The sequence below is a fragment of the Terrabacter sp. FW104-15G4B genome, from assembly GCF_058790095.1.
Window position 1 is genome coordinate 22,315 of the sequence record NZ_JBYTCI010000014.1, and the last position, 14,482, is coordinate 36,796.

The window sequence follows — 14,482 nt, forward strand, 5'->3', positions numbered from 1 at the left end:
GTAGGGTGCCCCGGTGAGGCGCCTGCACCAGTTCCTGTTCGTGCGCCATCGCCACAACTGGCTCCTGCTGTTCCGGTTCGCGGTGGTGGGCGCCTCGGGCGTGCTCGTCAACCTCCTGACCCTGGTCGTCGTCAAGAAGCTCGGTCCCGGTTTCAACCAGGCGATCGTCGGGCTGCCCGGCACGGACTTCAACGTCCGCTGGTACCACGTCTACTCGACGATCGCCTTCCTCGTCGCCAACCTCTGGAACTTCCAGCTCAACCGCACCTGGACCTTCCGCACCGGCACGCACGCGCCATGGTGGCGGGAGTACTGGCCCTTCCTCGCGGTCGGGCTGCTCGGCCAGGTGATCGGGCTCGTGCTGCTGACGATGCTCATGCACCTGAACTCCCCGATCCACCTCTCGCCCACCGTGCTCGACGACTCCACGGGCTTCCGGACCCGCCTCTACTGGGCGCAGCTCATCGTCATCGCCGTGGTCACGCCGCTCTCCTTCGTGCTCAACAAGCTGTGGACCTTCGCTGCCGTCCGCACCCACCACCCGGACCTCGCCGACCCGAGCCACGTCGAGGCCGTCCTGTCGGAGGACGCTCAGGCTCAGGCCGGGCTCACCGGTCCGGACCAGCCGGCCGCCGCCGCCCCGGGCCGCCCCGACCGCCTCGGCTGACCCCGACTAGATTGGCCGTCGTGAGCCAGCCCAAGCGCGCCCCCGGAGGATTCCCCGTCGTCGGCGTCGTCGGCGGCGGGCAGCTCGCCCGCATGATGCAGGGCCCGGCCGTCGAGCTGGGCGTGCAGCTGTCCGTGCTGGCCGAGAGCGACACCGCGGCCGCGGCCCTCGTCGTGCCGAGCTCGCCCGTGGGCGAGCACACCGACCTCGAGACGGTCCGCGCCTTCGCGCAGCACTGCGACGTCGTCACCTTCGACCACGAGCACGTGCCACCGGCCGTCCTCGAGGCCCTCGAGGCCGACGGGGCGGCGCTGCACCCGACGCGCTCCGCGCTGCACTTCGCCCAGGACAAGCTCGCCATGCGCGAGCGGCTCACCGCGCTGGGGATCGCCTGCCCTCGCTGGACCCGCGCCACGACCGCCGAAGACGTGACGGCCTTCGGTGACGACGTCGGGTGGCCGGTGATCGCCAAGACACCGCGCGGCGGCTACGACGGCAAGGGCGTCGCCGTGGCGCACTCCGCGGACGGTCTCACCGACTGGATCGCGCGCATCGGCGAGCCGGGCCCCCTCGAGGGTGGCCTGCTGCTCGAGGAGAAGGTCGACTTCGTGCGGGAGCTGGCGGTGCTCATCGCCCGGAGCCCGTCCGGTCAGGCCGCGGCGTGGCCGGTCGTCGAGACGGTCCAGACGGATGGTGTCTGCACCGAGGTGCTGGCGCCTGCGCCGGCGCTCGACCCCGACCTCGCCTCTGTCGCGACCGAGGCTGCCCTGCGCATCGCCGGCGAGCTCGAGGTGACCGGCGTGCTGGCCGTCGAGATGTTCGAGGTGCGACCCGGCACCGGCGGGCCTGCGGCCTACGTCGTCAACGAGCTCGCGATGCGCCCGCACAACAGCGGGCACTGGTCGATGGACGGCGCCGTCACCGGCCAGTTCGAGCAGCACCTGCGGGCGGTGCTCGACCTGCCGCTCGGCGATCCCCGCCCCCGGGCGCCGTGGACCGTCATGGCCAACGTGCTGGGCGGCGACTACGAGCACCTCTACCCGGCCTACCGCCACATCATGGCCCGGGACCCCGGCGCCAAGGTGCACGTCTACGGCAAGGGCGTGCGCCCTGGCCGCAAGATCGGGCACGTCAACGTCAGCGGAGCCGACCTCGGCGACGCCCGCGAGCGGGCAGGGCATGCCGCCGACTACCTCCGAGGAGTGATCACCGAGTGAGCGAGACCAATCCCGCCGTGCCCGTCGTACCCATCGTGCCCGTCGTCGGCATCGTGATGGGCAGCGACAGCGACTGGCCCGTCATGCGCGAGGCCGCCCGGGCGCTCGGGGAGTTCGGCATCCCCTACGAGGCCGACGTCGTCTCGGCCCACCGGATGCCCGACGAGATGATCGCCTACGGCCAGGGCGCCGCCGCGCGCGGGCTCCGCGTCGTCATCGCCGGCGCCGGGGGAGCCGCGCACCTGCCCGGCATGCTCGCGTCCGTGACCACCCTCCCGGTCGTCGGCGTCCCGGTGCCGCTGAAGTACCTCGACGGCATGGACTCGCTGCTCTCGATCGTCCAGATGCCGGCCGGGGTGCCGGTCGCGACCGTGTCGATCGGCGGCGCGCGCAACGCCGGCCTGCTGGCGGCCCGGATCGTCAGCACCGGCAGCGACGACCTCGCCGCCGACGTGCGCGAGCAGATGGTCGCCTTCCAGGCGGAGCTGCGAGACCAGGCGCACGCCAAGGGGGCGTCGCTGCGCGAGCACGTCGCCCGCGGGCTCACCGACTGAGCCGCCGCTCGTCTCGAGGGGCACGGCGGACCGCGCAGCCTGCATACGCCCCTCGATCAGCCGGGCAGCGCCAGGAAGCCGCGCACGGCCGCTGTGAACACGTCGGGCTGCCGGGCGTGCACGAGGTGCCCGGCGTCGATGCGCACGAGGCGACCGTCGGCAACGGTCTCGGCCATCTCCGTGACGTGCTCGGGCGGCATCGGGCTGCTCGGGCCACCCCACACCACGAGCGTCGGGGCCGTGACGGCGGCGACCACCTGCCGCCACTGCGGGTCCGGGTCGTCGATCTGTGCTCGCACCTGGAGCACCGCCTCCCAGTCGTAGGGGAGGTCTCCGTCGGGACGTTGCAGAGGGCGTGGCTCGCGCGCATGCGGTACGGGCACGTCCTCGAGGACGAGCCGCCGCACGAGGTCCGGCCGACGGCTCGCGAGCAGGCAAGCGACGAGGCCGCCGAGCGAGTGGGCGACGACGTCGGGCGGCCTGCCGTGCTCGGCTGCCAGGGCGGCGGCGACCACGACCAGGTCATCCGCTAGCTCGGCCAGCGCGTAGCTGCCGGGCCGGGGGCTCGCGCCGTGGCCGCGCAGGTCGACGGCGACGACGAGCCGGTCGGCCGCCAGACCGGCTGCCACCTCGGCCCAGTCCGCCGAGGTGTCCCCCGTGGCATGGACCAGCAGGACGGGCGGCAGCTCGCCCGGGCTGCCCCAGAAGCGGGCGTGGAGGTCGACCGCGGTCACGGTCGGGTCAGTCGGTGACGGCGTCTGCGCCGTCGCCGGGCCGGATCCGGGGGTACTCGATCTTCGGGCAGGTGTCCATGACGACGGCGAGCCCGGCCTCCTCCGCCCGCGCCGCAGCCTCCTCGTCGATCACGCCGAGCTGCAGCCACAGCGCCTCGATGCCCAGCCGCTCGCGCTCGGCGATGGCTTCGTCGACGACCGCGCCGACCCGCTCGCTGTTGACGAAGCAGTCGACGACCTTCACGACGGTGCCGTCGGGGATGTCGGAGAGGGTCTTGTAGCCCTGCGAGCCGTGGACCTTCGCCGCGCTCGGATGGACGGGCACGATGCGGATGCCCAGCTCGTGCTGCAACCACGAGGAGACCCGGTATGCCGTGCGGTCGGGGTTGTCGCCGAGGCCGACGACGGCCCACGTGGCCGGGGTGTGCAGCAGGTCCCGGATGACGTCGGCGCTGTTGCGGTGCTGGCTCATGCCGCCATCCTCACACGCCCGGAAACCCCGGACAGTGCCCATGCTGCTCCCATTCGGCCGTGGTTGGATGGATGGATGCGATTCGGAATGTTTGTTCCCCAGGGCTGGCGGATGGATCTCGTCGGCATCGAGCCGGCCCACCAGTGGGAAGCCATGGTCAACCTCGCCAAGCACGCCGACGACGGTGACGTCTTCGAGTCCATCTGGGTCTACGACCACTTCCACACCGTGCCGCAGCCCTCGGGCGAGGCGACCCACGAGGCGTGGTCGCTGATGGCGGGCTTCGGCGCCGCCACCTCCCGGGTGCGGCTCGGCCAGATGTGCACGTGCATGGCCTACCGCAACCCCGCCTACCTCGCGAAGGTGGCCGCGACGGTCGACGTCATCTCCGGTGGCCGCACCGAGATGGGCATCGGCGCCGGCTGGTACGAGCACGAGTGGCGCGCCTACGGCTACGGCTTCCCCAAGGCCGCCGACCGTCTGGGCGCGCTGCGTGAGGGCGTCCAGGTCTTCCGCGACATGTGGATGAAGGGCTCGGCAACCCTCGACGGGAAGTACTACCAGGTCGACGGCGCCATCTGCGCGCCGCGGCCGCTGCAGGGCACGTCCTCGCTGGGCAGCCCGCTCAACGGCATCCCCATGTGGATCGCCGGTGGAGGCGAGAAGGTGACCCTCAAGATCGCCGCCCAGTACGCCGACTACACGAACTTCGACGGCACGCCCGAGGGCTTCGACCACAAGAGCGAGATCCTCAGGGGCCACTGCGACAGCGAGGGCCGCGACTTCGGCGAGATCGTCCGCTCGGCGAACTACAACGTCGTCATCGGCGAGACCGACGCCGATGTCGAGGACCGCCTGAAGTTCTACGGCGAGCTGCTGCGCAAGGGCGGCGTGGCCGACGACAAGGCGGCAGCGGCGGTCGAGGACCTCCGCAAGCAGCCCGCGGTCGGCACCCCCGACAAGATCGTTTCCATGCTCAAGGACATGGAGGGGCGTGGCATGACGTACGCCATCACGTACTTCGCCGAGGCGGCCTACGACCGCTCGGGTATCGAGCTCTTCGAGCAGACGGTCGCCCCGGAACTCAAGGGCTGAGGACGCACGGCTGGACGGCCTGTCACCAGGCCGTCCAGCCGCCGTCGACGGCGACGACCTGGCCGGTGACGTAGGCCGAGGCGTCTGACGCGAGCCACGAGACGACCCCGCGGAAGTCGTCCTCGGTGCCCATCCGGCCCAGCGGCGTCAGGCGCTCGTAGCGCTGCACGAACGCGTCGTCCTGCCCGCGCGCGATGCCGCCGGGGGCGAACGCGTTGACCCGCACCTCGGGTGCGAGCACCGTCGAGAGGTAGCGGGTCAGTTGGGCGATGCCGCCCTTGCTCGCGGCGTAGGCGGCCGGGTTGCCCATCCGGGTGCCCTCGTAAAGGCCCATGTTCGGGCCGACGAGGCCGTAGATGCTCGACACGTTGACGACGCTGCCGTGGCCCGAGGCACGCAGGAGCGGTGCGAGCCGGCGCGTCAGGGAGAACGGCGCGGTGAGGTTGAGGGCCAGCGCCATCGCGAAGGCGTCGTCGGTCTGCTCGTCGAACGGCACGGCATACCCGGGGACGCCGGAGGTGCCGGTGAAAGCGGCGTTGTTGACGAGGACGTCGCAGGCGCCGAGCTCGGTGACGGCTGCGACGACTCGCGAGATGCCCTGCGGGTCAAGCAGGTCGGCGCCGAGAGGTAGGTGGCCCGTGCCCGGGAGTGCGCCGGCCGCAGCGGCGCAGGCCGACTCGTCGAGGTCGACCACGACGACGCGCGCGCCCGCCGTGGCCAGCGCGTCGGCGAGCACCGAGCCGAGTGGACCCGCGCCGCCGGTCACGACCGCCGTGCGACCGGCGAGGGATGTGAACTGGTCGGTCGTCACTGGAGCTCCTGGGTCGGGACGGCGGTCGGGGGCTGAGCCGGGTCGAGCCACGGCAGCGTGATGAGGCCGGCGCCGATGAGCGCCTCGATGAGCCGGAACTCGTAGTCGTCGTCGATGGAGAAGGCCTGTGCCTCGGGGATCTCCAGGCCGTCGTGGGTGCCCTCGTCGAACCACGACGCCTGGAGCCGCCGCACGAAGCCGGCACGCCACAGGTAGAAGTTGCCGTTGATCCGCAGGAAGCGGCCGACGTCCTGGCGCCGGGTGACGCCCGTGCCGGCCTCGAAGAACCGGGTGAGCGCGCCGCCGCGATCGTCGTCGGGGCGCACACCGACCCACACCGGGTTGAAGGTCGGCTCCGAGACGCTGATGACCCCGTCGAGCGTCGGTGTCGCGGTCAGTCGGCCTACCGCCTCGGTCAGCTGCGGCGGCACGCGAGCCGGGCTCGTCGGGTCGAGCAGCAGCACGGCGTCGTATGCGGCGCCCTCGTCGCGCTCGACCCACTCCAGGGCGTGCCGGACGACGGGCGCCATCGGGGTGTCGTCGGCGGCGAGCTCGGCCGGCCTGAGGAAGGGAGCCTCGCCGCCGTGCGCGCGCGCGACCTCGGCGATCTGCGCCGAGTCGGTGGTGACGATGCAGCGCGTCACCTCGGGCGTCAGGGCTGCGGCGCGGATGCTGTGCGCGATGAGGGGCAGTCCCCACAGGGGGCGGACGTTCTTGCCGGGCAGCCCCTTGGAGCCACCACGCGCGGGGATGACCGCGAGGACGCGGGGTGGGTGCTGGTCGCTCACAAGGGGTCCTCGGTGTCGGTGTCGGTCGTCAGCGCCCCCATGGCGCGGGCCTCGTCGCACAGGCGCACCGCGTCGATGCCCTCGGCGAGCGAGGCCGGGGCGCCGCGGGCGATGCGCTGCGTCGCCGGGGACCACGGCTTCAGGTCGAGTGCTGCGCGTGCCTGCGTGCCCATGACGATGTCGCGGTCGAGGTCGTGCTCGAAGACCTGCTCGCTGACGTCTCCGTCGGGCGTCGTGTGGCGCACGACGGCTCGCACGACGTCCCACTCGAGCAGGCCGTGCGGCGAGTGCACGACGACACCGCGCGACGTCGGTCGCGAGACGTAGTCGAGGCGCGCCGTGACGGTGAACGGGTGGTCGGTGACCCACAGCAGGGTGGCTGCCTGCTCGGCCTTGATGTCGAGCGGGCCCTCGATCTCGACGCCGGCGCCGAGGAGCGTGGCACGACCGAAGAGCACTGCGGCGTAGTCGATCTCGTGGACCATGTCGCGCAGCACCCCGCCCTCGTCGGGCCGGGCGGAGTAGGACTCGCGGTAGTCGCGGTCGGGCCGCCAGTCGGGCAGCCACGACTGCGACCACAGGTGTGCCGAGGCGGCCCCCTCGATGCGGCCCACGAGGCGGCGCAGGTGGCGGAAGGCCTCGTGCGCTCGCAGAGGAGCGGCGACCCAGACGTCCTGGGCCCGCGGGTGCTCGCGCAGCGCGATCGCGTCGCGGGCCGTCACGGCGACCGGCTTCTCGACGAGGACGGCGGTCGCCCCCGCGTCGAGTGCCTCGACGGCGTCGGCGACGTGGCGGGCCGTGTCGGTCGCGATGACGACGAGCGTGCCCGGCAGCGCCGACGCGGCGGTCTCGTCACCGAGGAGGCGCGCGCCGGTGACCTCGTCGACGGCGTCGGTCCCCAGACCACGGTCGCGCACCGGCCACAGGGAGACCTGGGCGCCCACCTGCCGGAAGACCCGGGCGTGGCGTTGCCCGATCGAGCCGGAGCCACGCACGACGACGTTGCCGCTCACGTCGCGCTCACCCGGCCCTCCCTTGCCCTAGTAGGTTTCCCATCGTGGCAGATCATCCCGACTCTCCCGTGCCCGAGGCGCCCGAGGCACGCGACATGCCCGGTGGGAGCGGCGCCCCCGCAGCCGGCTCGCTCGGTGCGCACTCGGTGGTCTACCTCGTCGGGACCGCGCTGCAGGGCCTCGGCGTCCTGCTCGTGCTCCCCTTCGCGACCCGCGTGCTCGGACCGGTCCAGTTCGGCCGCGTGGCCACCGGCCTTGTCATTGTCCAGATGGTCGGCACGATCGCGGCAGCCGGCCTGCCGCAGGTCGTCCTCCGGGAGCACCACCGCGGCGCCGAAGGCCCCCGGGTCGCGCGGGCGCTCGCCGGGATGATGACGCTCCTGGCTCTGGGGCTCGGCGCCGTCTGCCTCGTGCTGGCCCTGGTGCTGTCTGCAGCCGGGCATGCCGACCTGAGCCAGTGGGTGCCCCTCGTCGTGGCGGCGGTGGCGCTGACGACCGTCGTGGCCGGCCAGACCCTGATGCGTGCACGCCTGCAGCCCTGGGGCTTCCTCGCGCTCGCCGTGCTCGCCACCGTGGGGGCACAGCTCGCGGGACTCCACGCCGCGCGAGGGGAGCCCACGGCTGGGACGTACCTCACGGCATACGCGGTCGTCGTCGTCCTCGCTGCCGTCGTCGCGCTGGTGCTCGGGCGCCCGCTGCCGCCCACCGTCGAGCGAGATCGGGTCCGGGCGGGCCTGCGTCTGGCAGCACCGCTGCTGCCGCAGGCGGCCGCGATGCTCGGGCTGCTCTCCGGCGACGTGCTGCTCGCGCGGGTCCTCGTCGGTGAGGCGGGGGCGGGCAGCTACCAGGTGGCGCTCCAGCTCGGGAACATGCCCTTCGTCCTCGCCGTCGCGCTCTTCAACGCCTGGGGGCCGCTCGTCCTCTCGCACCCCCTCGAGCGCCGGTGGGTCTGGACGGCGCGCACCGGCACCGCACTGACGACCGTCGTCGCCGCAGGGGCGGCGGGCGTCGCGCTCCTCGGACCGTGGCTGGTCGCCGTCATGGCCGACCCCGGCTTCGACCGCGCCGCCATGGTCGGTGCCCTCGGTGTCATCTGCACCGTGTCGGTGTCGTACATGCTCTACCAGGGCTCCTCGCTCGCCGTCCTCGACGCCGAGCGCACCGGCCGGCTCGCGTGGGCCGCCCTCGTGGCCCTCACGGTGGTCGTGCTCGTCGCGCTGCTGCTCGCACCGGGCACCGGGGCGACAGGCGGGATCGTCGGGGTCGCCATCGCCAAGGCGCTCGGCTACGTGGTCCTCATGGCCCTCACGACGTGGTTCGCGCGCACCCACTCACCGCTGCGGTGGCCGCCACGGGTCGCCGCGGTGGCCCTGGCAGGCGTCGTGCTCGCGCTCGTCGGTGCGGTGCTGCCCCTCCACGGGCCGGCCGCGTGGGCCCGCCTCGTCCTCGCTGCGCTCGTCGCCGCAGGGGCCGTCGCCGTCGCGCCGCGGATCCTGCGCACCCTGCGCGGATAGGATGAGGCGCTCGCCCGGCCTGACCTGTGCCGGCCCGCACCGACATGCAGGAGACACGCTTCCGTGGTGACACCGCTCGTCCACATGGGCCTGGGCTACGACGACCTCCTCGTACCGGCTCTCGTGCACGCCGGCTTCGAGACGAAGGACCTCGTCCTCGTCGTGCGGACGGACGCCAACCTCGCCTGGGTGCGCAAGCACGCTCCGCGCGCCACGACCGTCCGGCTGCCGTATGCCGCCGCGCGCAAGGCGAACGTCGTCAGCGGCCTCGCGCCCCACGCAGCCCTCAAACGCGCCTGCGCCGGCGTGGGCCTCGAGCCGCTCGACCTGCTCGTCTCGGAGCGTGCGCTGCGCCGCAACCGCGTCGACACCGCGATGAACTTCCTCAACCTGGCCGCCGAGGAGCTCGAGGCCGCCATCGCGGGCCGCGGACCCGTGCTCGCCCTCGTCGAGTTCACCGTCACCTCCGAGCTGCTCACGGCCGGCCTCGTCACGCACCACGGCGGCCTCGCGACGTGGCCACGCGGCATACGCCTCCCGTCCGACCGCTTCGGCCTCATCGGCGCGCCCAAGGGGATCACCCTGTGGGAGCGGCAGGTCGAGGACCCGACGGCCGTCGCCGCGGGGCAGGCGTTCATCGACACGTGGCGGGCCGAGCACGGGCGCCCGATGGGCTTCGCACGCAACCTCAAGGTGGAGACCGGCCAGGAGATCTGGCGCCTCGCGAGCGACCGCATCAAGGAGTTCGCCGTCGACCGCGGGGCCAACCTGCAGCTGCCTCGCCCGTCCGACTACGCCCGGCTGCCGTGGCTCAACCCCGTCAAGGCGCGGCTCAACCTGCGCGAGTACCAGGACCGCCGCTGGGACCCCGTGCCCGAGAAGTTCGTCTTCCTGCCGCTGCAGGTGCAGCCCGAGTCGAGCGCCGACGTCATGGGGCAGGAGTGGCGCGACCAGGCCTACACCGCCCGCGTGCTCGCCGAGGCCCTCGCGCCGCTGGACATCGGTGTCGCCGTCAAGGAGCACGCGCACTTCATGTGGCGCCGGGACCCCGACTACTGGCCCCAGTTCGACGCCCACCCCAACATCGCGACGATCGACCCCTTCGCCGACTCCCGCGAGCTGATGAAGCAGGCCGTCTTCACCGTCACCGCGACCGGCACGGTCGGCCTCGAGGCCGGCCTGCTCGGTCTCCCCGTGGTCACCGGCGCCGAGATGCCGTGGAGCGGCCTCGGCAACGTCGCACGCCTCGACTCGCCCGACGACCTGACGCAGTTCGTCGCCGAACGCGGCTGGGAGTCGCTGCGCGCCGACCAGGCCGCCATCGACGAGTGGTTCGTCCACGACTACGTGCGCAACTCGTGGGAGGGCCTCGTGCTCGACCCGCCGCGGGTGCCGGCCGTGCTCGAGCCCGACAACATCCGCAAGGTCGGCGGCGCGCTCGGCGAGGCCGCCGGCTCCCTCGGTCACCAGCCGCCGGGTGCCGTCGGCCCGCGCGCGACCAGTGTCACCGGGACGGCCTGACGTGACGTCAGGGCCGGCCCCCGGCGCCGGGTGGGTGGTGCTCGGTGCGGGCGGGCACGCCCGGTCCGTCGTCGACGTCCTCGAGCGCGCCGGGCAGACCGTCGTCGCCGTGTCGGGCGAAGTTCCCGAGGGCGACGTGTGGCACGTCGACGTGCTCGCCGACGACCGCGCGGCCTTCGAGCTGATCGAGGCACAGGGGTTGCAGGCAGCCGTCGCCATCGGCGCCAATGCCGCCCGCGTGCGCGTCGTCCACGAGCTCACCCTCCGCGGGCTCTCCGTCCCGTCGCTGGTCGCCGCGACCGCCACCGTCGCGTCCCGCAGCGTCCTCGGGGCCGGCTGTGTGGTGCTGGAGCACGCCCACGTCGGGCCCGCCAGCCGGCTCGGTGACGCTGTCATCGTCAACACCGCTGCCGTCGTCGAGCACGACTGCAGCGTCCGTGCCGGCGCCCACATCGCTCCTGGCGCCGTTCTCCTCGGCGGCGCGTCGGTCGGTGAGGTATCGCTGGTCGGCAGCGGCGCGCGCGTCCTGCCCCTCGTGACGGTCGGTTCGGGGGCCACCGTCGGTGCCGGCGCCGTCGTCACGCGCCACGTGGCCGACGGCGAGACCGTCGTCGGGACGCCGGCAACGCCAGCCGCCGCGCCCGCCGCCCCACGAGACACTCGAAATACCCGAGACACCCGAGAGACCCGAAGCATGCGCACGCCTGGAGGTACCCCATGAGCGACCACCTGAACGCCGTCACCCCGGTCGCCATCGGCGCCGTCCAGGTGCCCACGCCGGGCGACGTCTACGTCATCGCCGAGGCGGGCGTCAACCACAACGGGGACGTCGCGCTCGCACACCGACTCGTCGACGTCGCGGCCGCGTCGGGCGCCGACGCCGTGAAGTTCCAGACCTTCTCGCCGGAGAAGCTCGTCTCGTCGACCGCGGCGACGACCCCCTACCAGCGCGACCGCGGCGGCAGTTCCGACCAGCGCAGCCTCCTCGAGGCGCTGACCCTGCCCAAGGAGGCGTGGGTCGAGCTGCGCGACCACGCCACCGAGGCGGGTACGACGTTCCTGTCGACGCCGTTCGACCTCGACAGTGCCGAGATGCTCGTCGACCTCGGGCTGCCGGCGCTGAAGGTGAGCTCCGGCGAGCTGACGAACCTGCCCTACCTGCGGGAGATGTCGCAGCTCGGCGTCGTGCTGCTCGTCTCGACCGGGATGGGCACCGAGGACGAGGTCGAGGCCGCCGTCGAGGCGTGCGCCGACGCGCCCGGACTCGTGCTCTTCCACTGCGTCTCGGCCTATCCGGCCCCGGTGGAGGAGTGCAACCTGCGGGTCATCCCACGCCTCACCGAGCTGCACGGCATACCCGTGGGGTGGTCGGACCACACGCCCGGCCTCACGACGGCGCTCGGTGCGGTGGCGCTCGGGGCGCCCATCCTCGAGAAGCACTTCACGAGCGACCGCACCCTCCCCGGCCCGGACCACCTCGCCAGCCTCGAGCCCGACGCCCTCACGGAGTACGTCGCGACGACCAAGCAGCTGGCCCGCGCCCTCGGCGACGGCGTCAAGGTGCGGATGCCGTCCGAGGAGGACAACGCCGTTCTCGTACGCCGCTCGTGGCACGCGGCGCGGGCCCTGCCCGCCGGCACGCAGCTCGCCGGTGACGACCTGCAGCTGCTGCGCCCCGAGGGCGGTGTCAGCCCGGCCGTCGACATCCGTGGACGGGTCCTGGCCCGCGCCGTCGAGGCCGGGGCACCGGTCACCGACGCCGACCTCGCAGGCTGAGACCCGCCGTGACCCCGCTGACGGTCGCCGTCTTCGTCGGCACGCGCGCCGACCTCGGCCCGCTGTCGCCGGTCCTCGAGGGTATGCAGGCGGCCGACGACGTGACGCTGCGCGTCCTCACCGGCGTGATGTATGCCGTCGACGACCTCGCGGCGGCCCTGCCCCCGGCCGCCACCCCCGAGGCGTGGCGGGCGGTGGTGGTGCCGCTGGCCGAGCCGATGACCGGCGTGAGCGTCGACGCCCAGCTCGAGCACGGCCCCGTGCTGGCGCGCGGCGCCGGCCGGGCGCTGCGCGACGAGCACGTCGACGTCCTGGTCGTGCTCGGTGACCGGTGGGAGCTGCTCTACGTCGTGCCCGCCGCCGTCCTGCTCGGCATCCCCATCGTGCACCTGCACGGGGGAGAGGTGACCGAGGGGGCGCTCGACGAGAGGGTGCGCCACGCGGTGACGAAGCTGGCCGACCAGCACTGCGTCGCGTCCGAGGACGCCGCTGCGCGGCTGCGCCAGCTGGGCGAGCCGGAGGACCGCATCCACGTGACCGGCGCCCCGGGCCTCGACCGGCTCGCGGCAGCAGCGCCCATGAGCGACGCCGACCTCGGCGACCTGCTGGACACCACCGTCGAGCGACCGCTCGGGCTCTTCACCTACCACCCGCCGACCGCCCACCGCGGCGCCCCGGTGGCGCAGTGGGCGCGCGAGGCGGCCGAGGCGACCCTGGCGGCGTGCGGGACCGTCGTCGCCACCCACCCGGGCATGGACGACGGTCGGGACGAGGTCCTCGCGGCCCTGACCGGGCTCGCGGACCAGGAGCCGCGGCTGCGCCTCGTCGCCGCCCTCGGGCACGACTACCCGCGCGTGCTCGCGGCGGCCGACGTCGTCATCGGCAACTCAAGCTCGGGAGTCATCGAGGCGGCCACCCTGCACGTGCCGGCCGTCGACATCGGCGAGCGCCAGCGTGGCCGACTCCGGGGGGAGAACGTCGTGCACGCAGCGGAGGGCCGCGCCGCCGTCGCGGCGGCGCTCCGCACCGCCTTGAGCCCCCGCTGGCGCGAGCACTCCGCCCACGTCAGCAACCCCTACGGCACCGGGGCGGCCAGCGCCCGCATCCTCGATATCGTTCGGACGGCGGCGCTCGCCCCGCGGGCCAAACGGTTCGTGGACCAGGGGCCGCCTGCACGTCCGTCCGGGGCGCGCGAGACGAAGGAGGAGCAGTGACGGCGCGAGACCTGCGCGCGGCGTGCGCGCCGACCACCGCGACGATCCGCGACGTCCTGGAGGTCGTCGACCGCACCGGCAACCTCGTGTGCCTCCTCGTCGACGAGGAGAGCCGCCTCACCGGCCTGCTCACCGACGGAGACCTGCGCCGGGCGTTCCTCAAGGGCACGAGCCTCGACAGCCCGGCGCTCGACCACGCCACCCGCGCGCCTCACTTCGTCGCTGCAGGCTCCCCGCGCGCCCTCGTGCTCGACCTCATGCAGGCGCTGCGCATCTCCGCGGTGCCCGAGCTCGCCGAGGACCGGACGCTGGTCGGGCTCCACACCCTCTCCGACGTCGTCGGTTCGGCGCCGCTGCCCAACGTCGCGGTCGTCATGGCGGGCGGGCGCGGCACGCGCCTCGGCCACCTGACCAGGGACACGCCCAAGCCGCTCATGACCGTGGCGGGCCGCTCGATCCTCGAGTGGATCGTGCTCGGACTCGTCGGTGACGGTATCCGCGAGATCTACGTCAGCGTCAACTACCTCGCCGAGCGGATCGAGGAGCACCTCGGGGACGGCACACGCCTCGGCTGCACGATCCGCTACCTGCGCGAGGACCCGGAGCTGCCCCTCGGCACGGCTGGCTCGCTCGCGCTGCTGCGCGAGGAGCGCCCCGACCTCGAGCACCCGGTCCTCGTCATGAACGGCGACCTCATGGTCGAGTTCGACGCGAGCGACCTGCTCGACGCCCACCGGCGCACCGGCGCAGCCCTCACGGTGGCCACGCGCACCTACCAGCACGAGGTGCCCTTCGGCGTCGTGGAGAGCACCGACGGCAGGGTCACCGGCGTCACCGAGAAGCCGACGCTGAGCTTCGACATCAACGCAGCCGTGTATGCCGTCGAGCCGAGGGCGCTCGCCTGGCTCCCGAGCGGCCGGGCGAGCACGATGCCGGAGCTCGTGCAGACGTGCCTCGAGCGTGGCGAGCCGGTGACGGCGTGGCCGATCCAGAGCGAGTGGATCGACGTCGGCACCCCGAAGGATCTCGCCCGCGCCAAGGGTGAGGCGTGATCCCGGCCGGTCCAGAGAGACTCGTAATCAGATGAAGACGACGAAAAGGCAATT

At 73.2% G+C, this 14,482-nt stretch carries 15 protein-coding genes; 10 read left to right on the top strand and 5 right to left on the bottom strand.

Annotated features, from left to right (window positions below; translation table 11 throughout):
• Positions 1 to 13: 13 nt before the first annotated feature.
• The 3 genes from AC3WRT_RS12390 to purE are packed head-to-tail and all read left to right on the top strand — an operon-like array spanning position 14 to position 2,438.
• Positions 14 to 667 (top strand): GtrA family protein, encoded by a 654-nt coding sequence (locus AC3WRT_RS12390; RefSeq protein WP_492722286.1) that lies wholly within the window; start codon positions 14 to 16, stop codon positions 665 to 667.
• A 20-nt stretch (positions 668 to 687) separates the two neighbouring features.
• Complete coding sequence (locus AC3WRT_RS12395) at positions 688 to 1,884, top strand: 5-(carboxyamino)imidazole ribonucleotide synthase (protein ID WP_492722288.1); 1,197 nt, start codon at positions 688 to 690, stop codon at positions 1,882 to 1,884.
• A gap of 56 nt (positions 1,885 to 1,940) precedes the next feature.
• Positions 1,941 to 2,438, top strand: a complete 498-nt coding sequence (gene purE / locus AC3WRT_RS12400) for a 5-(carboxyamino)imidazole ribonucleotide mutase (protein ID WP_492722426.1) — start codon at positions 1,941 to 1,943, stop codon at positions 2,436 to 2,438.
• 56 nt (positions 2,439 to 2,494) lie between these two features.
• On the opposite strand, the gene AC3WRT_RS12405 is transcribed toward purE, so the two are convergent.
• Together AC3WRT_RS12405 and AC3WRT_RS12410 are read right to left on the bottom strand one after the other, a co-directional pair.
• On the bottom strand, positions 2,495 to 3,172 hold the full coding sequence (locus AC3WRT_RS12405; protein ID WP_492722290.1) for an alpha/beta fold hydrolase: 678 nt from the start codon (positions 3,170 to 3,172) through the stop codon (positions 2,495 to 2,497).
• A gap of 7 nt (positions 3,173 to 3,179) precedes the next feature.
• Positions 3,180 to 3,644: a CoA-binding protein gene (locus AC3WRT_RS12410; RefSeq protein ID WP_492722292.1), complete on the bottom strand. Its 465-nt coding sequence runs from the start codon at positions 3,642 to 3,644 to the stop codon at positions 3,180 to 3,182.
• Positions 3,645 to 3,719: 75 nt separating this feature from the next.
• Here AC3WRT_RS12410 and AC3WRT_RS12415 point away from each other — a divergent pair, with 75 nt between their 5' ends.
• Positions 3,720 to 4,739: an LLM class F420-dependent oxidoreductase gene (locus AC3WRT_RS12415; RefSeq protein ID WP_492722294.1), complete on the top strand. Its 1,020-nt coding sequence runs from the start codon at positions 3,720 to 3,722 to the stop codon at positions 4,737 to 4,739.
• Between the two features lie 22 nt (positions 4,740 to 4,761).
• Here the strand turns inward: AC3WRT_RS12415 and AC3WRT_RS12420 are convergent, their stop codons facing one another.
• The 3 genes from AC3WRT_RS12420 to AC3WRT_RS12430 are packed head-to-tail and all read right to left on the bottom strand — an operon-like array spanning position 4,762 to position 7,351.
• Positions 4,762 to 5,550, bottom strand: coding sequence for an SDR family oxidoreductase (locus tag AC3WRT_RS12420; RefSeq protein ID WP_492722296.1), 789 nt, complete (start codon positions 5,548 to 5,550; stop codon positions 4,762 to 4,764).
• Positions 5,547 to 6,338, bottom strand: a complete 792-nt coding sequence (locus AC3WRT_RS12425; RefSeq protein WP_492722297.1) for an acylneuraminate cytidylyltransferase family protein — start codon at positions 6,336 to 6,338, stop codon at positions 5,547 to 5,549. Before AC3WRT_RS12425 ends, AC3WRT_RS12420 begins: the two co-directional genes overlap by 4 nt.
• Positions 6,335 to 7,351, bottom strand: coding sequence for a Gfo/Idh/MocA family protein (locus AC3WRT_RS12430; protein WP_492722299.1), 1,017 nt, complete (start codon positions 7,349 to 7,351; stop codon positions 6,335 to 6,337). The genes AC3WRT_RS12425 and AC3WRT_RS12430 overlap by 4 nt, the downstream gene beginning before the upstream one ends.
• Before the next feature lie 44 nt (positions 7,352 to 7,395).
• Between AC3WRT_RS12430 and AC3WRT_RS12435 the strand changes: the two genes are divergently transcribed.
• From AC3WRT_RS12435 to AC3WRT_RS12460, 6 genes are all read left to right on the top strand, one after another.
• A complete protein-coding gene (locus AC3WRT_RS12435) occupies positions 7,396 to 8,865 on the top strand; it encodes a lipopolysaccharide biosynthesis protein (RefSeq protein WP_492722301.1) in 1,470 nt (489 codons plus the stop codon).
• A 66-nt stretch (positions 8,866 to 8,931) separates the two neighbouring features.
• On the top strand, positions 8,932 to 10,386 hold the full coding sequence (locus AC3WRT_RS12440; RefSeq protein WP_492722303.1) for a hypothetical protein: 1,455 nt from the start codon (positions 8,932 to 8,934) through the stop codon (positions 10,384 to 10,386).
• 1 nt (position 10,387) lies between these two features.
• Positions 10,388 to 11,107, top strand: a complete 720-nt coding sequence (locus AC3WRT_RS12445; protein WP_492722304.1) for a NeuD/PglB/VioB family sugar acetyltransferase — start codon at positions 10,388 to 10,390, stop codon at positions 11,105 to 11,107.
• Positions 11,104 to 12,162, top strand: coding sequence for an N-acetylneuraminate synthase family protein (locus AC3WRT_RS12450; protein ID WP_492722305.1), 1,059 nt, complete (start codon positions 11,104 to 11,106; stop codon positions 12,160 to 12,162). The genes AC3WRT_RS12445 and AC3WRT_RS12450 overlap by 4 nt, the downstream gene beginning before the upstream one ends.
• Before the next feature lie 8 nt (positions 12,163 to 12,170).
• Positions 12,171 to 13,376, top strand: coding sequence for a UDP-N-acetylglucosamine 2-epimerase (gene neuC, locus AC3WRT_RS12455; RefSeq protein ID WP_492722307.1), 1,206 nt, complete (start codon positions 12,171 to 12,173; stop codon positions 13,374 to 13,376).
• Positions 13,373 to 14,428: a nucleotidyltransferase family protein gene (locus AC3WRT_RS12460; protein ID WP_492722309.1), complete on the top strand. Its 1,056-nt coding sequence runs from the start codon at positions 13,373 to 13,375 to the stop codon at positions 14,426 to 14,428. The genes neuC and AC3WRT_RS12460 overlap by 4 nt, the downstream gene beginning before the upstream one ends.
• Positions 14,429 to 14,482: the final 54 nt, after the last annotated feature.

Bases quoted from the DNA above. Each gene is read 5' to 3' on its own strand.
- purE (WP_492722426.1), top strand. From the start codon at position 1,941: ATGGGCAGCGACAGCGACTGGCCCGTCATGCGCGAGGCCGCCCGGGCG.
- AC3WRT_RS12410 (WP_492722292.1), bottom strand. From the start codon at position 3,644: ATGAGCCAGCACCGCAACAGCGCCGACGTCATCCGGGACCTGCTGCAC.
- AC3WRT_RS12450 (WP_492722305.1), top strand. From the start codon at position 11,104: ATGAGCGACCACCTGAACGCCGTCACCCCGGTCGCCATCGGCGCCGTC.
- AC3WRT_RS12415 (WP_492722294.1), top strand. From the start codon at position 3,720: ATGCGATTCGGAATGTTTGTTCCCCAGGGCTGGCGGATGGATCTCGTC.